The 23,885-nt window shown below is 35.7% G+C and carries 15 protein-coding genes; 5 read left to right on the forward strand and 10 right to left on the reverse strand.

The window, feature by feature from the left end:
- Positions 1 to 2: 2 nt before the first annotated feature.
- Together CHSO_RS24110 and CHSO_RS24115 are read right to left on the reverse strand one after the other, a co-directional pair.
- A complete protein-coding gene (locus CHSO_RS24110) occupies positions 3 to 1,781 on the reverse strand; it encodes an Ig-like domain-containing protein (RefSeq protein ID WP_045503340.1) in 1,779 nt (592 codons plus the stop codon).
- A gap of 25 nt (positions 1,782 to 1,806) precedes the next feature.
- Positions 1,807 to 3,069 (reverse strand): serine hydrolase domain-containing protein, encoded by a 1,263-nt coding sequence (locus tag CHSO_RS24115; RefSeq protein WP_045501366.1) that lies wholly within the window; start codon positions 3,067 to 3,069, stop codon positions 1,807 to 1,809.
- Positions 3,070 to 3,408: 339 nt separating this feature from the next.
- Between CHSO_RS24115 and CHSO_RS25235 the strand changes: the two genes are divergently transcribed.
- On the forward strand, positions 3,409 to 4,827 hold the full coding sequence (locus CHSO_RS25235; RefSeq protein WP_052480714.1) for a BspA family leucine-rich repeat surface protein: 1,419 nt from the start codon (positions 3,409 to 3,411) through the stop codon (positions 4,825 to 4,827).
- Between the two features lie 210 nt (positions 4,828 to 5,037).
- Here the strand turns inward: CHSO_RS25235 and CHSO_RS24125 are convergent, their stop codons facing one another.
- The 6 genes from CHSO_RS24125 to CHSO_RS24150 form a co-directional block, all read right to left on the reverse strand.
- The gene (locus tag CHSO_RS24125; protein ID WP_045501368.1) at positions 5,038 to 5,970 is read right to left on the reverse strand and encodes a 2-hydroxyacid dehydrogenase; all 933 of its coding nucleotides are present in this window, start codon (positions 5,968 to 5,970) and stop codon (positions 5,038 to 5,040) included.
- Positions 5,971 to 6,015: 45 nt separating this feature from the next.
- Positions 6,016 to 6,402 carry a GxxExxY protein gene (locus CHSO_RS24130; RefSeq protein WP_316932460.1) on the reverse strand — a complete coding sequence of 129 codons (387 nt, stop codon included), beginning with the start codon at positions 6,400 to 6,402 and terminating at the stop codon, positions 6,016 to 6,018.
- An 83-nt stretch (positions 6,403 to 6,485) separates the two neighbouring features.
- Positions 6,486 to 7,037: an acyl-CoA thioesterase gene (locus CHSO_RS24135; protein WP_045501370.1), complete on the reverse strand. Its 552-nt coding sequence runs from the start codon at positions 7,035 to 7,037 to the stop codon at positions 6,486 to 6,488.
- Positions 7,025 to 7,777 carry a hypothetical protein gene (locus CHSO_RS24140; RefSeq protein ID WP_045501372.1) on the reverse strand — a complete coding sequence of 251 codons (753 nt, stop codon included), beginning with the start codon at positions 7,775 to 7,777 and terminating at the stop codon, positions 7,025 to 7,027. Before CHSO_RS24140 ends, CHSO_RS24135 begins: the two co-directional genes overlap by 13 nt.
- Before the next feature lie 179 nt (positions 7,778 to 7,956).
- Complete coding sequence (locus CHSO_RS24145; RefSeq protein ID WP_045503349.1) at positions 7,957 to 10,074, reverse strand: TonB-dependent receptor; 2,118 nt, start codon at positions 10,072 to 10,074, stop codon at positions 7,957 to 7,959.
- Between the two features lie 461 nt (positions 10,075 to 10,535).
- Positions 10,536 to 11,309: a WG repeat-containing protein gene (locus CHSO_RS24150; RefSeq protein ID WP_232509126.1), complete on the reverse strand. Its 774-nt coding sequence runs from the start codon at positions 11,307 to 11,309 to the stop codon at positions 10,536 to 10,538.
- 289 nt (positions 11,310 to 11,598) lie between these two features.
- Here CHSO_RS24150 and CHSO_RS24155 point away from each other — a divergent pair, with 289 nt between their 5' ends.
- Both CHSO_RS24155 and CHSO_RS24160 read left to right on the forward strand, forming a co-directional pair.
- The gene (locus CHSO_RS24155) at positions 11,599 to 14,382 is read left to right on the forward strand and encodes a bifunctional aconitate hydratase 2/2-methylisocitrate dehydratase (RefSeq protein ID WP_045503355.1); all 2,784 of its coding nucleotides are present in this window, start codon (positions 11,599 to 11,601) and stop codon (positions 14,380 to 14,382) included.
- A 316-nt stretch (positions 14,383 to 14,698) separates the two neighbouring features.
- Positions 14,699 to 16,966, forward strand: coding sequence for an aconitate hydratase (locus CHSO_RS24160; protein ID WP_045501373.1), 2,268 nt, complete (start codon positions 14,699 to 14,701; stop codon positions 16,964 to 16,966).
- Between the two features lie 303 nt (positions 16,967 to 17,269).
- On the opposite strand, the gene CHSO_RS24165 is transcribed toward CHSO_RS24160, so the two are convergent.
- The gene (locus CHSO_RS24165) at positions 17,270 to 17,947 is read right to left on the reverse strand and encodes a LytR/AlgR family response regulator transcription factor (protein ID WP_232509127.1); all 678 of its coding nucleotides are present in this window, start codon (positions 17,945 to 17,947) and stop codon (positions 17,270 to 17,272) included.
- Positions 17,937 to 18,944, reverse strand: coding sequence for a sensor histidine kinase (locus tag CHSO_RS24170; RefSeq protein WP_045501377.1), 1,008 nt, complete (start codon positions 18,942 to 18,944; stop codon positions 17,937 to 17,939). Before CHSO_RS24170 ends, CHSO_RS24165 begins: the two co-directional genes overlap by 11 nt.
- A 179-nt stretch (positions 18,945 to 19,123) precedes the next feature.
- On the opposite strand from CHSO_RS24170, the gene CHSO_RS24175 reads away from it, so the two are divergent.
- Both CHSO_RS24175 and CHSO_RS24180 read left to right on the forward strand, forming a co-directional pair.
- Positions 19,124 to 21,250, forward strand: a complete 2,127-nt coding sequence (locus CHSO_RS24175) for an outer membrane beta-barrel family protein (RefSeq protein ID WP_045501379.1) — start codon at positions 19,124 to 19,126, stop codon at positions 21,248 to 21,250.
- A gap of 381 nt (positions 21,251 to 21,631) precedes the next feature.
- Complete coding sequence (locus tag CHSO_RS24180; RefSeq protein WP_045501381.1) at positions 21,632 to 23,875, forward strand: TonB-dependent receptor domain-containing protein; 2,244 nt, start codon at positions 21,632 to 21,634, stop codon at positions 23,873 to 23,875.
- Positions 23,876 to 23,885 lie beyond the last annotated feature (10 nt).

The following is a 23,885-nucleotide window of genomic DNA, read 5'->3' on the forward strand; positions in this document are numbered from 1 at the left end:
ATCTATTTTACTGGAGTTATCACTGCGTTTTCAGACTTTAGCTCTTTTTTACTTTCCTGTATTACAGCTTTTCCTTTTTCTTCTGACGCCGGAGGTGTAACGGGTGCCGGAGGTGCTGTAGCTCCTCTAGGATTATCTAGTGTTCTGGTATCTTTAAGATCCCATTCTTCTCTTGTTTCCCATAATGCCTTTATCAAAGCTTTTTTATAGAAAATATAGGCATCTTCTGCGAAGGTTTCGGTAGAGAAATCCGCTTCCCCCCAATACTTGTCGTTATTATTATCCACTAGTATTCTAACAACGTACTCCTCAGGTTTCAGGAAATCAAATTTTACTTTATCTCCTTTGGTATATTTTTGATACACTACCTTGTCTGAAGAATCCAGCAGCTGAATCCAATAGTTCGATGCAGGTGCATTGGACAACGTAAATTCCAGGCTGCCAATCTGATCTATTTTATCAACAGTAAAGTCAAAACGTTTAGATTGGGAGTTCTTTGCATAGAAAGAAGAAACTGTTTCTTTAGGAATTGTAAGCTGATAATCTTTCCCGCTGACAAAGTCAGAATTCACCTGAATCTGGTAAGGATTGGTCTCTGAAATTTTAGCCGTAAATGGCAGAGTACTCAAAGAATCTCCTTTAGCAGCAAGTTTCCACTTTGAAGCATCAATTTTATCTATAAAGTAATTGGATGAAATTTTAAAATCAGATTTTGGGGCCAATGAACCACCCCCATTATCACTGAAAACATCCATTACATTTTTCTTATTGTATTTATAGAATAGAGAAACTGAATACACCGTATCTTTTTTAGGTCCAATATTGTGGCTAAACAACAATTTTTCATTGGTTTCCTGTCCTATATTATTTTTAACTGCATCAAACCAGATTCTAACGGAATCTGATTTCGGCGTGTGTGTTACTTTAATATCTTTAAGCTTATCATTGAGTGACTGAACTTTCACCTCATCGGGATGTCCTTCAAATGTCATAAGAACTCCACCGGCAATCTCCTTCATCTCTAAATATTTCAAAGGCTTCTTTGATGGATAAACACTTAAATTTAAGCCCGAAATTGATTTTTCAACATCAATAACTTCTTTTTTAAATCCTATTTTTTCTTTTCCAGGATCATACACAGAGTTTCCATTTTCATCTTCGAAAGCAATGATTTTATATTTTCCCGGAGAAAGGTAATTAAGCTCATAATATCCGTCATCATCTACCTTGGTAATATAATATGGCTTTTGCTTGTAATTCATGGTATCTTTTACCTGATACAATCCAACTACCAGCTTATTTTCATTAGTACCGGTTTTCTTCTTAATCTGCATGGCATCTTTTACTTCACCACTCACGTACAGATCATCCAGCTTATCTCCTGTAGAAAACGCGAAATTAAAATAGCGAAGAATATTAGACTCATTATTATCCGCAATAGAATTACCAAAGTTGAAATTATACGTGGTATTGGCCTGAAGTGTATCCGTCCATTGGATAAGAACAAATTTATTCGCAATATTCGATGGCAAAATTCTCTTGATATTCTTGATAGGCGGAGAAATGATAAGGTTTTTATTGATATCCTTTAAGGTCACGTATTCATCAAAATCCAGACGGAGTTCCCGGATATCTCTTTTGACGTTGATTCTTGTTGTATCAATATTTGAACTTAAAAACTTTGGGGCCAGTGTGTCTTTTGGACCACCAACAGGAGATCCAACCCTTGCACAAGAGTGTACAAGAAAACAGATAACGAATAATAAAAGAAACCTTTTCATGAAAATGTTTAAGCAAAAGTAAACATTATTCTCCAAAAACTTCATGTCCGCTATTCAAACTATCTTTGCTACCGTTCATTACGGTCTGGAGTTTTTCCTGCTGTAAAGGGAAATTTTCAAATAATCCGGACAATGCAAGGGCTGTATAAACTTTACCTGAATATTTGTTTCCGATGGCCACAATAGTCACTTTAGATTTTAAAAGATGGGCAAATACAGAATTGGTTCCGTGCCACCATCCATTGTGATAGGTTAATTTTTCACCGTTATCAAAGATTTTCATTCTAAAGCCAAGCCCATAATTGTTCATTCCTGCTTTTTCGTTGCTGTAAGGCGTAAATACCATCTGCATCAGATCCGGCTTCAGGAAATCTTTTGAGAACATTGCTTTTGAGAAGTTATATAAATCTCTTGGGGTAGTATAAACGTTTTTATCTCCATAGATCAAATCCAGACGGTCTAAAGGATATAACTTATTAGCACCGTAATAGAAAGACTGTGAAGCTGTTGGAATATCTTTTTCCTGGAAAATGTAAGTATTAGTCATTTTCAATGGTGTGAAAACCATCTCTTTCATTGCTTGAGGAAAAGGAGTTTTGGTTACTTTTTCAATCAATAAAGCCAATAAAGCAAAATTGGTATTGCAATACATAAATCCGGTATCGGTATCTCTTGCCAGATCCGGTTTATATTTGATAATCATATTCAATACATCCTGATTGGTAATAAACTGCTTGGAAAGTTCTGCCGGAGCAGGTTGTATTTTAGTAATAAAGTATTCGTATTTTGGCAGTCCGCTTCTTTGATCCAGTAAAGTCTGAACGGTTACATTTGGGTAAGGAAAACCAGGGAAAAACTGGGTAAGATGATCCGTAAGTTTTATTTTCCCGGCTTCTACCAGCTTCATCATAGCCATTGCTGTTAATGTTTTTGAAACCGAAGCCACGTGTAATGGTGTATTTTTATCAATTGGCATCTGATTGCCTTCTCTTCCGAAACCTCTGTAGTTTTCGTATAAAATCTCATCGCCTTTTGCTACTAAAATTCCGCCACTAAGATCACCACCTTCCCATATTTTTTTATAATACTGGTCAATATAACCGGTTATAGATTCTTTATTGGAAAGCAGCCCGTCTTCTTTGGTAAAAACATGGGTTAGGTCAACACTTCCGTAATTGGGAAGGTTGGTTGTATTTTCAGCTGAAGCCGCTTTGGATTCAGATTTATTTTTACAGGAAAAAAGGGATAAAACAACCGTTACAGCAAGTACTAAATTACGCATCTTCATAAGATTCAAAAATGAGCGGCAATTTAATAAAAGTCAAAAATAAATTATGAAGGAACAGTATAGATTATGAATTATTTAACATTATTGAGTAGTTTTTTGAAGAATAAAAATCACTTTACATAAATCTTCTCAATGCTGAAACACTTCTTTATAATTTAGATTAAGTATCTGTTTTTTTTAATGGTAAAACTTACTAAGAAGAGATTTTTTAGAAATACCTATTTTAAATAGAATCCAGAACATGCAAAAAAAAATAATTTGTATCAAATTTGCATTTTTAATTTTCAATTAATGTCATATTTGCGGGAAATATGTATTTTTACAACCAAAAAAAATTAAATGTTGAAAAAAATTTACTATTTCTCTTTCCTATTTTTGGTTATTAATGCTCTAAATGCACAGTCTCCACTTATATTAAAATTTTTGGTAAGCGATGCTAGCAACCCAAAAATAAAATTAAACACTCAAGGGGTCTACAACTATTCATATGTAAAGACCAACAATTCTGCTATTACAGGCAATGGAACAGGAAACACGGGTTTAACAGAGATAAGCGTTCCCTCAATAGGAACATATAATGTTTCAATCACGCCTACTGGTACATTTAGACTTAACTCTGGACTTGATGCAGATAAAATTGTAGAACTAACACAATGGGGGCAAATTACCTGGAATACTAATTTATCAGGAATGTTTTTGGGATATGCAAATATTCAAATTACGGCAACAGATATTCCTGATTTTTCAGCCGTTACTAACCTCAGCTCATTCTTTTCAGGCTGTACAAACTTATCAATTGTAAATAATATTAATAATTGGAATGTTGGTAACGTGACTAATATGAGCAGTTTATTTTTTAATGCTAAAGCTTTTAATAAGCCAATTGGTAATTGGAATACATCAAAAGTTACAGACATGAGCCAGATGTTTTTTTATGCTGACACCTTCAATCAGAATATTGGCAATTGGAATGTTTCCAATGTAACTAATATGAGTTCCATGTTTAATCGTGCTAAAGCATTCAATCAGAATATTAATAATTGGAATGTTTCCAATGTTCAGAATATGTCAATGATGTTCGAGGCATCTCAGTCGTTTAACCAACCATTAAACAACTGGAATACTTCAAATGTCACAAATATGGCTCAGATGTTTTCTTATCCAAGTTTTAACCAGGACATTTCCTCTTGGGATGTTTCTAATGTTACAAATATGTCTCACATGTTTTGGTCTAACAGTAGTTTTAATAAGAATTTAGGCAATTGGACACTTTCTCCAATAGTCAATTTAACAGAGATTTTTGGTTATAGTGGTTTAGATTGTGAAAATTATGGGGCAACATTAAAAGGCTGGGCTGAAAATCCTAATTCTCCACTTGGGCGACTTGTTGGAGCAGTTGGAAGGATTTATGGCAACGGTGGCCAAATATACCGTAATCAATTAATTAATGATAAGGGCTGGACATTTGTTGGAGACAGTTTTTCTCCAAACTGCTCGGAGCCTTCTTTACATGTTGAAGAAATAAAATCAGGCAAAACAAAATTACTACTGTACCCAAATCCTGCCTCAGAAAAGATCTTTATAAAATCAGAATATGTAACCAAATCGGTACAAGTTTTAGATGCTTCAGGAAAAACATTGATTAAAGCTGGAGAAACAAATCAATTAGACCTGCGACATATTCCTACTGGAATCTATTTTATTAAGATTGCAACAGCCGACGGATTTGAGAGTATACACAAACTCATAAAAAAATAAAAAACAGCCAATTTCCTTTTGCTAAATAAATATACTGGCTTTTGGGGAATAAACGACAAAGCACAGATCTTGCGATCTGTGCTTTTTTATAATTTTATTTTTAAAAATAAAATCATCATTTACTGAAACTCCTTTAGAAACGCTATGTCAAAAATAGATTTGCAGCTATATTCTAACACCAATCATTAAATTCAGTAGGGATGATATTAATTACCTTGCAAATTTCTCCACAATTTTATCTACAATTACCTGAGCAAGTTTTTCTTTACTCTGATGAGTCCAGCCTCCAATATGAGGGGTAACTATAACTTTTTCTGATTCTAAAAGATATTTCAAATCATCATTATCCGTTTCCAGATGCTCAAAAGAAGACTTCTCGTACTCCAATACATCTAGACAGGCAGCTTTTACCTTCCCTGATTTCAATGCTTCTACTAAACTTTTAGTTTTTACATTTTTTCCTCTTGCTGTATTCACAAAATAGAAGTTATTTTTCATCTCAGCCATGAATGCTTCATCAATAAGATAATGGGTTTCAGAAGTCAGAGGAATATGAAGACTCAACACTTCTGCAGACTGCTTCAGTTCGTCCAAAGTAACCTGGGTGGCAAATTCATCAGAAAGCCCGGGAAGAATATCATGGAAGATTACTTTGCACCCAAAGCCAGAAAGTCTTTTAGCTGTAGCTTTCCCCATATTTCCGTATCCGATTAATCCAACGGTTTTACCAAGCAATTCATCACCTCGGTTTTCTTCACGCTTCCAGATTCCGTTCTTTACTTCCTGAGAAGCAATGAAAAGTCTGTTCATCAGTACCAACAGCATTCCAACAACATGTTCTGCGACTGAATCTCTGTTTCCTTCCGGAGAGTTGATTAGTTGAATACCTAATTTTTCAGCTACAGGAATATCGATATTTTCCATTCCTGCTCCTACTCTCGCAATGAATTTCAGATTGTGTGCCTGCTCAAGAAAGTTCTTATCTAAAGGAATACGGCTTCTTATAATGATACCATCATAATTTTTAATTTTATCACAAAGCTCATCATAAGTAGAGGTAAAGTTTTCTTCCAATATAAAGTTTTTGGCTAAAAGCTGCTCGGTGATAAGAGGATGGTTTTTATCTAAAAGGAGAATTTTCATAATTTAAACACAAATGACACGAATTAGTTTCACAAATAACACAAATTATAAAGTGCCGTTAATAACTCTTTTCACTCCGTTTTTAAACTGGAGCGTGTTAAAGTTAATTAACATTCCAAGTCTACAGTTACTTAATCTAAGATAGGTAAGTATTTGAGCCAAATGGATATCGTTCAATGATTCTATAGATTTAATTTCTAACACAAACTTTTTCTCAATCAAAAAACCAAGCCTGTAACCAACATCTAGCTTCACTTCTTCATATACCAATGGCATTGGTTTTTGCCTTTCAACAAGAATATCATGTTTATTCAATTCATAGAATAGGCATTCTTCATAGGCACTTTCCAAAAGTCCCGGACCTAAAACTTCATGAACCTGATAACCTGCTTCGTAAACAAGTCTTGAGATATCATTTTCTGAAATGTCCACTATATTATTTTTTTCATCTTATCCGGCACAAATCATTTGTGAAAATTTGTGCCGAACATTTGTGTTATTAGTGTTTATATTTTTTATTTTTTATCTTTCTTAGAGGTTTGTGGCTCCTCCGGTTCCTGGAATAATTTCTTAAGCTCTACAGATTCCAAAGGTTTCATTCTTCCGGAAAGGATTAGAGAAAGTTCTTTTCTGCGGAATGCTGCTGCATATCTTTCTTTTTCTTCTTCTGTTTCCGGAACCATATCAGGAATTGGAATCGGGCGGTTAAATTCATCTACCGCAACGAAAGTATAGATTCCAGAATTGGTATGAATTTTTTTCTGATTGATAGGATCATCAGACCACACATCCACATACACCTCCATAGAAGTTGAGAATGCTCTGGAAACTTTAGATTCCAGCACTACAACTCCACCTTCAGGAATCGGATGATTGAATGAAACGTGGTTCACAGATGCTGTTACGACTCTTCTTTCACAGTGTCTTGCTGCAGAAATGGAAGCACATCTGTCCATTTTTGCTAAAAGTTCACCACCAAAAAGGTTTCTTAGAGAGTTAGTTTCGTTCGGAAGAACGATATTGGTCATAATAGTCAGGGATTCTGACGCCGTTTTTATTTTTGCCATTTATTCTTAGTGTTTTTTGGAGCAGCCGGAACTGTTTTAGTTGTTTTTCCGGCAGGTTTTACCAATGAATCTTTCTTCAGGGAATCTGAAATCGGAGTTTCAGTAGCATGTACCATTACTTTCACCGTGTCTTTTACAATTCGGTGGGTAGAAGTCTGTACAGACACTTTATTAAAGGATTTCTTTCCGAAGAGCAGTTCTTTTTGGGTAAATGCAAAGTATAAGATACCGAGAATCGGAATGATCAACAGGAAAAACCAAAGAATGGTCTTCTTGAACTTATAATCTTTTTCACGGTTCTCTGAAGTACTTACTTTCTCTCCATTATTAATATCGGAGAATCTGATCTCTTCCAATCCGAAAAAATCCGGACGCCCTGCTTCCACTCTTTTCCCTTTGAAATGAGTATGTCCTTCTTCAATAAAGATCGTTCCCAGATTTTGAATTTCAAGAACCTGTTCTGCCTGAAGCTTTTTCTTCCAGAAATCAGTCTGTATCTTCAGATCACTTCTGGAAGCTTCTACAGACATCTGCTTTTCTTTAGCAATAAAAACAGTAAGATCTTCAGCCTGTACTTCATAGTCAATTGTAAATTCAATCTGACTTGCAGGAGGCAGGATACTTCCGTTTTCGGAATTGATAATCGCTTTAGAATTTTTAAGAGAAAACACTCCAAAGCCTGGAACCGTGACAGTTCCATATTGTTTTAAATATTCTAAAATGTATGCTGAAATATTCATTTGGTGGCAAATTTATAACTTTTTCATGACTTTTTGAAGATATTTAACGGATATAAAAAAGACCGCCGAAGCAGCCTTTTGAGTATTTCATATTAAAATAGGTTCACTGTTCATTATCCCTAATCTTTTTTAAGATAAATTTGCAATTCACTTATTTACAGTCTTTACTTTCTTTTCCGTTATTGAATTTTCCAACTGATTCCAAACATAAAATTCGTTCCTGCCTGCGCAAAGTATAATGGACTGCCATCTTCATTAACAGAGCCATTATTCACGTATTTTTTATTGAACAGATTATTCACCAATAGTTTTAAAGCGATATCATTGTGACCAATCTTGAACTGATACTGTGCATTAAAATCTGTCAGTAAGTAGTCTTTAAGCTCCAAGTTCTTATCTTCCGTGTTATCCAAGTATTGTTTTCCAACATATTGATTCATTAAAGCAAACTGGAAATTTTTATTGGGATTAAACCTTACTCCTAAATTAGCAATCATATTTGGAGAAAACGAGATTTGAGTGTTCCCCAAACTTACCGGAGAGTTTCCAACTTCTATATTAAAATCCTGATTTCGGTTCTGGCTTACAGTTAGGTTTCCGGAAACTTCCCATTGCTTTGAAAGTTTTGCCAAAGCGCCAACCTCTACTCCACGTCTGTAACTTTTCCCTGAATTGGTTCTGATAAACGCTCCAACACTGTTAAGCTGACCATTCAAAACCAATTGATTAACATAATACATGTAATAAATATTCGCCGTTAAAGATAAAAACCCAAATTGTTTTTCAAATCCGGCTTCAAAATCATGAAGTTTTTCAGGCTTCACATCATTATTAGCCATAATATCAGCCCTGTTAGGTTCTCTTTGAGCATGCGCATAAGACAGGAATATTTTCCCGTCATTAATTTTATAATTCACACCCGCTTTTGGATTAAAGAACAGCCAGCTTTTGTCCAGATCAGCTCCATCATCATCTCCTGCCATAATGATCTTTGTATTGTAATTGATGCTTCTAAGCTGTAAATCACCAAAAAATTCAAAATTATCCATTCTGTATAGAGCCTTTGCAAAACCAGAGACTTCATTCTTTATTGAACGGTTTCTGTAGTATTCACTTTCATTGATCTGAGGATAGAACACGCCGGTAACATTTCCGAAATGTTTTCCATAGTACTGATTGGCTACAGCTCCAAAATTTAAATCCAGGTTTTCAAACTTCCCATAAAGGGTAGAAACTACTCCGTAGAAATCATTATCCAACCATTTTTTTCTGATGAAATCAGATTTTGTAATGGTTTGTCCGCCTTCAATAATGTTAGGAAGATGATATTTCGAGAAAGAACTTGCCTGTTTGTAATTTTCGTAATATCCTTTTCCTTTTGTATAATGGAAAGTGGTTTCAAGGCTCCATCGGTCATTGAATTTCTGTTCCCAAAGCAACTGATAATGGTTTTGTCTGTAATTATCTGTTTCGTTATCATAGAAACCTGCAATATTCCCATTGGCATCCTTAATTGCACCAGAATTGTTGAATCTTGGGTTTGTCTCCCATGTATCCCTGCTGATCCCGTTCCATGCCTGATAGGTTTTTTCTTTTCCCCCAAAAGCCATTAAACGCAATTTGGTTTTTCCTTCCTCAAACAAAGCTGTAAAGTTGTAAGAATGCAGATCAGAAGAAGCTCTGTCTATATATCCATCCGAATGGATATTGGTGTATCTCCCCATTACAGAAAGACGATTTTTCCAGAATTTTCCGGAACCTACCTCAGCTGAATATTTATAGGTATTGAAAGAACCGTAGCTATCATCGGTTTTAAAATAAAACTTCTCTTCCGGTTCCTTTGAAATCACATTGATACTTGCACCAAAGGCAGAAACCCCGTTATTGGAAGTTCCTACTCCTCTCTGAATCACAATCTGGGAGGCAGAACTCGTCAAATCCGGAACATTCACAAAAAAGGTCCCCTGGCTTTCAGAATCATTATAAGGAACTCCGTTCATCATCACGTTGATAGCCGTTCCGGAAACTCCACGAATTCTAAAACCTGTATATCCTACACCATTTCCGGCATCTGAAGTGGAAATGATTGAAGTTTGATTTTTCAAGAGGACAGGAAGATCCTGTCCTAAATTTTTACCGTCTAAATCTTTCTGAACATTGATAATTTCCTTAGCAACAGGAAGTCTTTTCGTAAAGCTTACCGCTTCTATCTCTCTGATCTTCAGAGAATCTGTGTTTTGAGCCTGAATAAAGGCTGCAGAGCCTACAGTAAGCCCTAAAAAAAATAATCCTTTCATTCTATAAATCTTTAACATTTAATGAATAAAAGGGGATCGATAAGATATTATACAAATTCAACCCTCCGTAGAGTTGATGTCCCTAAACAGCATTACCTGTTCCAGGTTCAGTGGGTATAATCTCAGCCTGTTAAAGCACCCCTTTATTTCAGCTGCAAAATTACGAAAAATATATGAGATGAAGGATTTGGGATTCGAGGTTAGGGTTCCTTACCTACAAGACTATTATTAAAGTGTTAGAGGTATGAAAAAATTAGAGTTATAAAACCTATTTATCACTTGTCTTTCCGACGAAGGAGGAATCTATTTTATAAATGAGATTCTTCATTTCACTTCGTTACATTCAGAATGACAGAGCATGTTAAGATTAATATAAAGTTGTGTATGACTCAATAGACGTTATAAAACCTCATAAGTAATGAGCAATCATAATTTATCATCTATCATTCATCACTTATAATTTAGTATGTTTTGTTATTTGCATCAATGTAATAATAGTTTTGTCCATCTTTGGTCACTTCGAACATTTTCCCAAGCTTCCAGCTGAAGTTTCTTTTAATATTGGAATATTCGAAAGGAATAATAACTTTATTATTGACATCAATAACCCCAAATTTATCATTATTTGAAGCAACAATCATCGGATCAGCAACATCATCACCTTCCATAATATAGAGATACTGATATTGCGGATAGATCTGGTATTGGCGATAATCTGCAGCGTTAACGAATTTTGATTTTTCAATGATTCCATAGAAGCCATTGAGAACATAGGCCTGGAAAAGCTGTTGTTTGTACTCTTCAAACTTACATTTTCCAAGATCGGAATCTTTAAACTGATATACTCTTTTCCCTGAATGGTCTACACGGTAAGAAATCATGTTCTTTTCTACTGTTGCATAATTTTTCGACCCATATTTTCTCACTTTTTCATTAGGAGAATTAAGCAGATTACAGTCTTCATAGAAGAATACGGCAATATGATACTCCGGCTGAATTATATATTTCCCGTTTTGATTGACATACCCGAAACTATCTCCTTTCTTTTTGGGAATCAGAAGGGGAAGGTCTTTATTAATCACGACCAGATCCGGATTATGCTTGGCTACGACATTTCTCTCTTTCTTCACGGTAGTTTTCGCCCCATTTTTAATCACAGGTTTCTTCACCGATTTGGTCTGAGAGAAAACAGAAATCGAAATAAAAACGCACAAAACATTCAGGATATTTTTCATATTCACCATTTGTCTGCAATATTACGGCCAAAAATAGAAATTATCAAATTCATATTTATAAAGAATCTAAATAATTTCATTCTCATAAAATCGTAAAATTTCGTAATTTTGGGGAACATTTTGAATTGTTTAATCATTTAAAAAACTTTTAAAAAAACGTAGATTATGCTGACCTTCTTTGGTTAATGTTGCATCACATGCGAGATCTCAAAATGTCATTAACTGTATTATACAGACCAGTAAAGAAGCAGCGAAATACTCTACCTTTAATATTGAAAGACCTTCTATTATGAATATTTATAAGGATTACATCAAAGAGATTGAAGAAAGAAAAAACCAGGGGCTTCATCCAAAGCCAATTGATGGTGCTGAATTACTAAGCGAAATTATCGCACAAATCAAAGATTCAGGTAATGCAGATCGAACGGACTCTCTTAAATTTTTCATCTACAACACCCTACCGGGAACAACAAGCGCAGCTGGTGTAAAAGCTAAATTTTTAAAAGAGATCATTCTGGGTGAATCCATAGTAGAAGAAATCTCTCAAGCTTTTGCTTTCGAATTATTATCTCACATGAAAGGAGGTAAATCAATCGAAGTATTATTAAACCTAGCTTTAGGTAACGATACGGCGATTGCTCAACAAGCTGCAGACGTTCTTAAAACTCAGGTTTTCCTTTATGAAGCGGACACTAACCGACTAAAAGAGGCCTACAAAAGCGGAAATGCAATCGCTAAAGAAATTTTAGAAAGCTACGCAAAAGCTGAATTCTTCACTAAGCTACCTGAAGTAGCTGAAGAAATCAAGGTAGTTACTTATATTGCTGGTGAAGGAGATATTTCTACCGATTTACTTTCTCCGGGTAATCAGGCTCACTCAAGATCAGACCGTGAACTTCACGGTAAATGTATGATTACTCCTGAAGCTCAGGAAGAAATCAAAGCTTTACAGGCACAACATCCTGATGCCAGCGTTATGCTTATCGCTGAAAAAGGAACAATGGGTGTAGGATCATCCAGAATGTCAGGGGTAAACAATGTGGCTTTATGGACTGGTAAACAAGCGAGCCCTTATGTACCATTTGTAAATATCGCTCCAATCGTAGGAGGAACAAACGGTATTTCTCCAATCTTCCTTACCACAGTGGACGTTACCGGAGGGATTGGTGTTGACCTTAAGAACTGGGTGAAGAAAGTAGACGAAAACGGAAACCCAGTTCGTAATGAAAATGGTGATATCGTTCTTGAAGAAGCTTATTCAGTAGCTACAGGAACTGTTTTAACGATCAATACAAAAGAAAAGAAATTATATAACGGAGATCAGGAACTGATTGACCTTACGAAATCTTTCACGCCACAAAAGATGGAATTCATCAAGGCTGGAGGATCTTATGCCATCGTATTCGGTAAGAAGCTACAGACATTTGCTGCCCAGACTTTAGGGGTTGAAGCTCCGGCTGTTTTTGCTCCATCAAAAGAAATTTCTCACGAAGGACAAGGTCTTACGGCAGTTGAAAAAATCTTCAACAGAAATGCTGTAGGAACTACACCAGGAAAAGTATTACATGCTGGTTCTGATGTTCGTGTACAGGTAAACATTGTTGGTTCTCAGGATACGACAGGTCTTATGACTTCTCAGGAGCTTGAATCAATGGCTGCTACTGTAATTTCTCCAGTTGTTGACGGTGCTTACCAATCAGGTTGTCACACCGCTTCAGTTTGGGATAAAAAAGCTCAGGCGAACATTCCTAAGCTAATGAAATTCATGAACGATTTCGGTTTGATCACAGCTCGTGACCCGAAAGGTGAATACCACTCTATGACTGACGTTATTCACAAAGTTCTTAACGATATCACTGTAGACGAGTGGGCGATCATCATTGGTGGTGACTCTCACACAAGAATGTCTAAAGGAGTTGCTTTCGGAGCTGACTCTGGAACGGTTGCTCTTGCATTAGCTACAGGTGAGGCATCTATGCCAATCCCAGAATCTGTAAAAGTAACTTTCAAAGGTGAAATGAAGCCTCACATGGATTTCCGTGATGTGGTTCATGCTACTCAGGCTCAGATGTTGAAGCAATTCGGAGGAGAGAATGTATTCCAGGGAAGAATCATTGAGGTTCACATCGGAACACTTCCTGCGGATCAGGCATTCACATTTACAGACTGGACTGCTGAAATGAAGGCTAAAGCATCTATCAACATTTCTGAAGACAATACCTTAATTGAATCATTGGAAATTGCTAAAGGCAGAATCCAGATTATGATTGACAAAGGAATGGATAACCATAACAAAGTTCTTCAGGGATTAATTGACAAAGCTAATAAGAGAATTGAAGAGATCAGATCAGGTGAAAAACCTGCTCTTACTCCAGATTCAAACGCTAAATATTACGCTGAAGTTGTTGTAGATCTTGATGTAATTGTAGAACCTATGATTGCTGACCCGGATGTAAACAACGATGATGTTTCTAAAAGATATACTCACGACACCATCAGAGATCTTTCTTACTACGGTGGTGAGAAAAAAGTAGATCTTGGTTTCGTTGGATCTTGTATGGTTCACAAAGGAGACCTTAAGATTGTTTCTCAGATGTTAAGAAACCTTGAAAAACAAAAAGGCAAAGTAGAATTCAATGCTCCTCTTGTAGTAGCAGCTCCTACTTACAACATCATTGACGAGTTAAAAGCTGAAGGTGACTGGGAATTACTCGAAAAATATTCAGGTTTTGAATTTAATGACAATGCACCAAAAGGTGAAGCTCGTACAGAATACGAAAATGTAATGTACCTTGAGCGTCCTGGATGTAACCTTTGTATGGGTAACCAAGAAAAAGCAGCTAAAGGAGATACGGTATTGGCTACTTCAACGCGTCTATTCCAAGGAAGAGTGGTAGAAGATTCTGAACGTAAAAAAGGAGAATCTTTATTAGCTTCAACTCCGGTTGTTGTTCTTTCTGCCATCATCGGAAGAATTCCAAGTATTGAGGAATACAAAGCAGCTGTTGAAGGTATTGACCTTACTACTTTTGTACCTTCTATCAAGGAATTGACAAGTACAAGTGCTCACTAACAGCATAGACCAATAAGTCGTAAGACTATTGAAAATCATATCAATGGAAGATTTTAGTCCTTTTGGATCTAAAATCTTCCATTTTTTGTTTAGAATCGTTCTATTTTAACTTAAATACGATTTTTTTCCGAGAAAATCGCGAAAATAGAATCTATTTTTTCTTAAATTGAAAGTTATAAAATCTCTTGGTTTTAGAATCAAAACTGCCCTATTTATGGATTATAGGAACATTTTTTGATGTATAAAAAACGATTTTTCTCTTTTAAAATATCAGAGAAAGAAACATTAACGGACAAAGAACAAAACTAAATACGATATGACTTTTGATATTGATATGATCAAAAAGGTGTATGAGCGTTACCCAGAGAGAATTGCTGCGGCAAGACAAATTGTGGGAAAACCTCTTACCCTTTCAGAAAAAATTCTTTACACCCACCTTTGGGAAGGAAATGCTACACAAGCATATGAAAGAGGAAACTCTTATGTAGATTTTGCACCGGATAGAGTAGCAATGCAGGATGCAACAGCGCAAATGGCACTTTTACAGTTCATGCAGGCTGGAAAAACTAAAGTAGCTGTACCTTCAACAGCTCACGCGGATCACCTGATTCAGGCGAAGGTAGGTGCTGATAAAGATCTACAGGAAGGTATCAACAAAAACTCCGAGGTATTCAACTTCTTAAGTTCTGTATGTGATAAATACGGAATCGGATTCTGGAAGCCGGGAGCAGGTATCATTCACCAGGTGGTATTGGAAAACTACGCTTTCCCTGGAGGAATGATGATTGGAACCGACTCTCACACAGTAAACGCCGGCGGACTAGGAATGGTTGCTATTGGTGTAGGAGGTGCTGACGCAGTAGATGTAATGGCAGGAATGGCTTGGGAGCTTAAAATGCCTAAACTTATCGGGGTTAAATTAACCGGTAAAATGAATGGATGGACTTCTGCTAAAGATGTTATCTTAAAAGTAGCAGGAATTCTTACCGTAAAAGGAGGTACAGGATGTATCGTAGAATATTTCGGTGAAGGGGCAGAATCTCTTTCTGCAACGGGTAAAGGTACCATTTGTAATATGGGTGCTGAAATCGGAGCTACAACGTCTACTTTCGGATATGATGACTCCATGAGAAGATATCTTTCTGCTACAGGAAGACAGGATGTTGTAGATGCAGCAGATAAAATTGCTGAACACTTAACGGGTGATGCTGAAGTATACGCAAACCCAGAACAATATTTTGACCAATTAATTGAAATTAACCTTACTGAACTTACTCCACACTTAAACGGACCTTTCACTCCAGACTTAGCAACTCCAGTTGCTGAATTCAGAGCTAAAGCTGAAGCTAACGGATGGCCATTGGAAGTTGAGTGGGCGCTTATCGGTTCTTGTACCAACTCTTCTTATGAAGATTTATCAAGAGCGGCTTCCATCGTAGAAGATGCCGTATCCAAAGGAGTAAAACCTAAAGCAATTTTAGGGATTAACCCAGGTTCTGAGCAGGTGAAATTCACAGCGGAAAGGGATGGTTTTTTAGATTCATTCAGAAAATTTGAGAATGCCAGAATCTTTACCAATGCTTGTGGACCTTGTATTGGACAATGGGACAGAGAAGGAGCTGAAAAAGGGGAGAAAAACTCTATTATTCACTCTTTCAACAGAAACTTTGCGAAAAGAGCTGATGGTAACCCAAATACCCACGCATTTGTAGCTTCTCCTGAAATGGTAGCTGCTGTGGCAATTTCTGGTAGATTAGACTTCAACCCGATTACTGATACTTTAACTAACGAAGCTGGCGAACAGGTAAAACTTAATGAGCCTAAAGGTTTCGAACTTCCTGCAAAAGGATTTGCTGTAGATGACAACGGATATCAGGCTCCATCAGAAGATGGTTCCAGCGTTGTGGTAAACGTAAGCCCTACTTCAGACAGACTTCAGTTGTTAGAAGAATTCCCGGCTTGGGACGGTAAAAATATTACAAGAGCGAAGGTACTAATCAAAGCATTCGGAAAATGTACAACTGACCACATTTCTATGGCTGGACCATGGTTGAAATACAGAGGTCATTTAGACAATATTTCAAACAATATGCTGATTGGTGCTGTAAATGCTTACAATATGGAGACCAACCACGTTAAAAATGAATTAACAGGTGAATATGGAGAAGTTCCTGCTGTACAAAGAGCTTACAAGGCTGCAGGGGTTCCAACCATTGTTGTAGGAGACCAAAACTATGGTGAAGGTTCTTCAAGAGAGCATGCTGCCATGGAGCCTAGACACCTTGGTGTAAAAGCTGTATTGGTAAAATCATTCGCAAGAATTCACGAAACAAACCTTAAAAAACAAGGGATGCTGGGAATTACTTTCGCTAATGAGGCTGATTATGATAAAATCCAGGAAGATGACACCGTTAACTTCTTAGATCTTGACCAGTTTGCTCCAGGAAAGCAATTGACTTTAGAATTTGTTCACAAAGACGGAACTAAAGACATCATCATGGCCAACCACACGTATAACGACCAACAAATTGATTGGTTTAAGGCTGGTTCTGCACTGAACTTGATTAAACAACAAGAGAAATAAAAATTAATTGTTAGATCGATTAATTATAAAAGCAGGCTTCTATGGAAGCCTGCTTTTTATTTTATTCTTACCCTTCTGTATATGATGCATCCGTATTACGATTAAAATGTGATGACCTATTCAATAGGAGCGGACTTTAGTCCGCTTTTCATAAAATAAATCATCGATTGGCTTTAGCCAAAACCTAAAAAAAATGCTCAATCTCCGAAATCTGCATAAGATTTTTAAAATTTATTCTCACGCAGATTGTGGATGGCTAGATATTTCTAAACTAACCCTTATAGGTTCAGTTGCTCCCCTATTTTATTTCAACCTATCTAAAAGATTAGATCTATAGCTATCTCCAATTGGAATTTCCTGTTCTGATACCATCAGCTTTTTCGCTCCAATACTTTTGATTTTATCCAGATTAATGATAAAAGACTTATGAATCCTTACAAACTTATCAGATAGCTGATTTTCCATAGATTTAAGGGTATCAAGAACAATATATTCTTCTCCGGCAGTTCGGATATTCACATAGTCTTTAATACTTTCAATATAAAGAATATCATTAAAGTTGATTCGATGCTGCTGTCCTGAAGATTTAACAAAAAAATGGGATTCTACTTCCTGAAAAGAAAATCGTTCCTGAGCCTTCATAGCGCTTTTCAGAAATCTTCCAAAAGATACTGGTTTCAGAAGATAATCAACAATATTATGTTCATACCCTTCCAGGGCATATTCTGAATAAGCTGTTGTTAAAATATATTTTTGTTTAGAACCCACGATCTTCATGAAATTGATTCCTGTAAGTTCCGGCATCTGGATATCCAGAAAAATAAGATCTGAATCTTTATTTTGAATATATTCCAGTGCCTCAATGGGATTTTCTGTGGAAAAAACCAGTTCAAGAAATGGAATTTTCTGTACATACTGTTCAAGAAGTGAAATGGCCAGAGGTTCGTCATCAACGATGATACATTTTATTTTATTCATCATTCAAATCAATTTTTAAATCTACAATAAATTCTGTTTCGGAATCTTTTATACTCAACTCATGTTTAGGGTATAATATTTCCAGTCTTTTTTTCACATTCTGAATACCAATTCCGGAAACGGAGTCTTTCATCTTATCTTTTTTAAAGTTTAAAAGGTAAAAATGCAATACTTTATTCTGGTCGGAAATTTTCAGCTCAAATCCTTTACCACGCAGGTCTCCGTGTTTAAAAGCATTTTCAACAAATGGTACCAAAAGCATCGGTGAAATATTCAGATGAGGATGCTTAATATTTTTTTTCACAAGAATCAATTCCGGATTTCTAAGTCTCAGCTTTTCCAGCTCAATCAGGCTATCAATATATCCAATCTCTTTATCCAAAGAAATAAAATCTTCTTCCAGGTCTTTTGTACTGTATCTCAATAATTGTCCAAGTTCTTCAATCGCAGGCAAAGCTTTCTCCGACTTCTGATAAACCAGTGAATAAATATTATTTAAGGTATTGAAGATAAAATGAGGATTAATCTGGGTTTTTAAGGCTTTCAGTTCTGCGTTTTTCTTTTCTTCTACCAGCTGAAGTCTTTCTGCATCAAGCGAAGAATATATTTTAAATAAACAGAAAACCGTACTGATAAAGATGGAGGTCACACTATTATAGATATTATCAAAAAAATAATATCCAAATTCTGTTCCTTCAGGATAATTTCTGATCCCGAAAAAGTGAGGAAGAAAGATCTCTTCTGTAAAATAGCGAATTACAACAAAACAGGTTACACTAATAGAAAAACCTGCAATAGCCTTATACAATTTCTTGATATCAAAAAACCTAGGAACAATAAAAAAGTAATTGAAATAAAAGCACACAAAACTGGTCAGAAGATAAGTTAGTTTAAATGCAATATATCCTTTCTTATAAACAAAAGCAGGAACTATGATTGTCCCTACTAAAAACATAGCCCAATAAAAGATATGCAGAAAAAGCAGTTGTTTTGGTTTCATAGCACAAAAATAATTGATCCACTCTATCAAAAGCCAGATTTTCGATAAACCTGCTCATTTTATCGATGAAAATAAATTTACAGTATAAAATTCGCCCTTTATCTAAAGGCTATTTCAGGGAAAAGGCATGGATAATACCTTTGCTTCAGAAAATAACGAAAACATAACCTGATACTCATATGAAACAACATATTCTTCTTATCGCCACTTTATTAAGCTCTTTTGCAGCCGGACAAGCAAAAGATTCTGCCAATCCTGTAAAAACTATTGAAACGGTAATCGTAAATGGTAAAAAAGCATTAGTAGAGCGTAAAGTAGACCGTCTTGTTTACAATGTTCAAAATTCTATGCTATCCAACGGAAGCAGCGGAACTGAAGTATTGGCAAGCACTCCATTGCTTAAAATAGATGAAGACAAAGGAACTGTTTCTATTGCCGGGAAAAATGGTGTTTCTGTGATGGTGAATGACCGAATGCTTAACCTTTCTGGTACTGAGCTTATCAATTATTTAAGAAACCTTCGTTCAGAAAACATTCTGAAAATTGAGGTAATTACCACTCCGCCGGCAAAATATGAGGCTCAGGGAAACAGTGGAATTATCAATATTGTATTAAAGAAGAATATAGATCTTGGTTGGAGCGGCTATTTAAATACATATTATACTCAAAGAACTTACGGCAGCTTTGGAGGAGCAACAGGGATTAACTATCAGGACAAAAAGATAAAGGCTACGGTAAAACTTCAGGGATTTGATACAGCAAAACGTTCTGTAGAAAATTATCAGATCGTAGGAAAAGAATCGTCTTTCAGCAGAGATGAAAGAAAGGACATCTATAATGGACTGGGGTTTAATGCCAATGTTGATTATTCTCTTTCTGACAAATCTACTGTTGGGGTCATTTATGATATTACAAAAGGAAATATTGATATGGATATCTACTCCATTCAAAATTATTTCACTGGAAATATACCAACTTTATTGACGGAGACGGATTCTAAACACCGCTCCCCTTTTACCACACAAATGTTGAATACTTATTTCGATCATAAATTTGGAGATCATAAATTAAGCCTAGGATATAATTATTATGGAAATGTTCCGGATACTCAGGTTAACTTTATCACCACAGATCTTTCGGATTATTCTAAGGAAACAGTTCGAAATCTTTCTGCCGTAGACTATAAGATCTCGTCCGCACAGGCAGATCTTACCTTAAATTTCAAAAAACTTCAGGTGGAAACAGGGGCAAAATACAGCCAGTTCTCCAACAATTCCAATATTGAATATTTTGATCTTAAAAATGATAGGTATGAAATTGATTTGGGTAAAACCAATCAGTTTAAATATAATGAAAAGAACTATGCGGCCTATATCAGCGTCAGTAAAGATTTTGGTGAAAAGTGGTCAGCTAAGGCCGGAATCCGCTATGAGTATGTTCAGACAAACAGTTTCTCTCCTACTACACTGTCAAAGACTGAAAACAATTATGGAAAATTATTTCCTACTGCTTATATCTCTTATAAAGCCAATAGCAGTAACCAATTCAGTCTTAACTATTCCAGAAGGATTAACCGCCCAGGTTTCCATGCTTTGAATCCATTCAGATGGTATTCTAACCCACGCAGTTATTATTCCGGAAATCCTGAATTACAGCCTTCTTTTAATGATAATATTGAGTTTAATTATATTTTTAAAAATAAGTTTTCTGCCAATCTTTATTATCAGAGAACAACCAATAATTATGGCCAAATCTTATTTCTTGATGACCTATCTGTTACCAGCAGCTATTATAATTATTACAATCAGGATACTTATGGGATTAATGTCAATTACACAGACACATTTTTTAAATTCTGGGAAAGTAATATCTCTACTTCATTTAGTTATAATGAAACGCAGATTACGAAGTTTAACCTTATCCCAAAGAGCGGGCAGTCATTTTATTATTCTTTGAAAAATACTTTTCAGCTTAATAAGGCTAAAACATTTTTCTTATTCGTAAACTATTGGGAAACATTACCAGCCAGAGATGGAAATACGTATCAAAAGAACATGGGAAGCCTGGATGCCGGGATAAAAATGAATTTAATGCAAAAAGCATTACAGGTTAATCTTTCCGTAACGGACATCTTTAAACAGGGCAGATTTGTAGGTGATGCTTATTATGCCGATAACACTCAGTCATTTAATAATTATTGGGATGCCAGAAGGCTGAGTGTAAGCGTGACTTATAATTTTGGAAATCAGAAAGTAAAATCCAACACAAGAGCTGTGAATTTTGAAGAAAAACAAAGAGCTCAATAACTAAAAAACTTTTAACCTTCTCTATACAAAAACTAATAACCATAAGAATTTGTAATTAACAGAGAAGTTAGAAAGGGGAAGCTGGAAAAAAGCTGGAAGTTAATTTTAGTCATACAACGACTGATTATGACCATAAAACTACCTTTAAAAAAGGATAAAAACACAACCATTTTAGGGTCTTTATAACTTCCGGCTCCAGTTTCAAATTCATAAATCTTGCATACAAATACACTTAAATGCTTATTATTGTTTTCCAGATACTCTAAAAATACCTTTCATGGCAAAGCAGCGAGGTATTCTGTTCTGAAATAAATAAAATTATCTAAATACCTGTAACAAAGTTTCTTTTTTAGCGTCTAACCGGATAGTAGTAAAAACATTATGAAAAAAACTCTATTTGCGATATCACTGGTAAGCTCAGTGTTCGCATTTGCGCAGGAAAAAGCCAATAACAGCAATAAAGAGAAACAAATTGACGGCATTGTCATTACTAAAACTAAAAAAGCCGTTGAACAAAAAGCAGACCGTACCATTTTTGATTTTTCTGAACAACCCCAGCTTAATAACGGGAACGTTTTAGAAGGAATTAAAAAGCTTCCGGGGCTTGTAGCCACAGATATTGCGGGAATGATGTATCAGGGAAAGATGCTGGATGTATACCTTAATGGAAGACCTTTAAACATTACCTCCAATGAATTAAATTCTTTTCTTGAAAGCATGCCGGCCAATTCTGTAGAGAGAATTGAAGTCGTTACGCAGCCCGGAGCAGAATTTCCAGCTACATCAGGAGGTGCTGTGATGAATATTATTACGAATAAAAACGCCAACAAATACCTAAGCGCCACATATTCTGGAAATTACACCTTCACCAATTACGATAAATACAGAAGCAGAACCACCAATTCCATTAATTTAAATGCCAGAAATAAATATTTTGGATGGCAGCTTAATGTGGGACAAAATTATCGTGAAAGTATGATGAATACACAGCAGGATGACTTATTGAACGGTAATACGGATCGATTTGCCCGTACTTATTTTGCTAAGGCAGGAGTAACTTTTGATCTTGGACAGGACAGATTATTGCTGAACTACGATATTTATCACAATAACAATGATAATTATACTTTAAGTAATGGTAAAGGTGACAGAACCTACGATGAGAATTCACCTAATAAAATTTATATCAGAGACTATACTTTCGGATCTTCAGATGCTGCAAGAACTAATACAGTAAGGCAGGAAGCTGTGGTAACCTATCAGAAACGCTTCTCTGATAAATCTCAGAAATTAGATTTCCAGTTTGGATATACAAAAGCCTACACTAAATTTGGACAGGATAATATATTCTTTGACAAGACTTTTGAAAAAACTTCTACTCTGCCTGAACAACGCCTGCCAACAACGACTCTGGGAAATGTGTTAAGTAATAATTCTGATATGAGAATCGCCAACTTCAAAGTTGATTATTCACAACCTATCAAGCTTCTTGATGGAGGAAAAGTGAGTGCCGGAGGATTATATGAAAGACAGGATTATGATACGGAAAGTAAGGGATTAAAAAACCTTGAATACCAAAGACAGACTGCTTCCACTTACCTTGAATTTCAGGCTAAATTGAAAAAGTTTGACTTCACTTTGGGATCACGTTTTGAAAACTATGACATTTCAGGAATCACTAGATATTTTGATAAAGATGGAAAGCTTGTTCAGGATGATTTGCTTCCATTTGATAAGTTTAAATTCTTTCCGAATGCCAGCATACAGTACAACCTGATGAACCAGGTATATGTGGCTGCGAATTATAATAAAAAGATCACCTTACCAAGTATTTCTGCCCTAAACCCGAATAATACCACATTTGGCGGTCCGAATACTCAAATTACAGGTAATGCCAATCTTCAGCCTACCATCTTTGATAACTATGAGTTGAAAATTTCAGCTTTTGATTATGCATTCATCGGATACAGTGTAAGTTCAGCCAGCAATCAGGTAGCACAGATCATTAGAAAAGATGGTAGAAATCTTTACAATGAGCAGATTAATATCTCTAATATGAAAATTCATAATTTCAATGTTGGGCTTCCTGTTCCATTCCAGATTTTCACCAAGTCCATAGGTGAGATTATGAAATCGAACTTCAATCCTGACAAAATGAATTTCATGTACATTTATGCAGGGTATCAGAAACATGAGATTGATAACCTCAACAATAAAGGATTCTGGATTCTTAACCTGATGACCCAGTTGATTCTTCCAAAAGATATTAAACTGACAGCGAATTACAGCTATCTGACACCAAAAGCAGGATATTTTTACTTCACTGCAGAGAAGCCATTTAGCAATAATTTAGATATTACCCTGACGAAAAAGTTTATGAACAATCGTCTTACAGTCTCAGTTTTTGCGAATGATATTTTCAATGGCCAGATCATGCAGGTACGTTCCAATCCACCATCAGGAGAAAGTGTAATGCTCAGAACGAAATATGATTCAAGAAACTTTGGAATTTCCATCAATTATAAAATTCCAACGAGAAACAAATTGGCGAAAGAGGATCCAAACATCCTGAATCAAACCAAGAAAGAGGATAACGGCGGCGTTATGCAGCAAGGACAGCAATAGATTTAAATGA

Source organism: Chryseobacterium sp. StRB126, assembly GCF_000829375.1.
Taxonomy (GTDB): Bacteria; Bacteroidota; Bacteroidia; order Flavobacteriales; family Weeksellaceae; genus Chryseobacterium.

Excerpts from the sequence above, each read along its gene's own strand:
- CHSO_RS24125 (WP_045501368.1), bottom strand. The coding sequence starts at position 5,970 with ATGAAAATTCTCCTTTTAGATAAAAACCATCCTCTTATCACCGAGCAG.
- CHSO_RS24145 (WP_045503349.1), bottom strand. The coding sequence starts at position 10,074 with ATGAAAGGATTATTTTTTTTAGGGCTTACTGTAGGCTCTGCAGCCTTT.
- CHSO_RS24115 (WP_045501366.1), bottom strand. The coding sequence starts at position 3,069 with ATGAAGATGCGTAATTTAGTACTTGCTGTAACGGTTGTTTTATCCCTT.
- CHSO_RS24140 (WP_045501372.1), bottom strand. The coding sequence starts at position 7,777 with ATGAATATTTCAGCATACATTTTAGAATATTTAAAACAATATGGAACT.
- CHSO_RS24165 (WP_232509127.1), bottom strand. The coding sequence starts at position 17,947 with ATGATGAATAAAATAAAATGTATCATCGTTGATGACGAACCTCTGGCC.
- CHSO_RS24160 (WP_045501373.1), top strand. The coding sequence starts at position 14,699 with ATGACTTTTGATATTGATATGATCAAAAAGGTGTATGAGCGTTACCCA.
- CHSO_RS24180 (WP_045501381.1), top strand. The coding sequence starts at position 21,632 with ATGAAAAAAACTCTATTTGCGATATCACTGGTAAGCTCAGTGTTCGCA.
- CHSO_RS24175 (WP_045501379.1), top strand. The coding sequence starts at position 19,124 with ATGAAACAACATATTCTTCTTATCGCCACTTTATTAAGCTCTTTTGCA.
- CHSO_RS24155 (WP_045503355.1), top strand. The coding sequence starts at position 11,599 with ATGAATATTTATAAGGATTACATCAAAGAGATTGAAGAAAGAAAAAAC.
- CHSO_RS24150 (WP_232509126.1), bottom strand. The coding sequence starts at position 11,309 with ATGAAAAATATCCTGAATGTTTTGTGCGTTTTTATTTCGATTTCTGTT.
- CHSO_RS24135 (WP_045501370.1), bottom strand. The coding sequence starts at position 7,037 with ATGGCAAAAATAAAAACGGCGTCAGAATCCCTGACTATTATGACCAAT.
- CHSO_RS25235 (WP_052480714.1), top strand. The coding sequence starts at position 3,409 with ATGTTGAAAAAAATTTACTATTTCTCTTTCCTATTTTTGGTTATTAAT.
- CHSO_RS24110 (WP_045503340.1), bottom strand. The coding sequence starts at position 1,781 with ATGAAAAGGTTTCTTTTATTATTCGTTATCTGTTTTCTTGTACACTCT.
- CHSO_RS24170 (WP_045501377.1), bottom strand. The coding sequence starts at position 18,944 with ATGAAACCAAAACAACTGCTTTTTCTGCATATCTTTTATTGGGCTATG.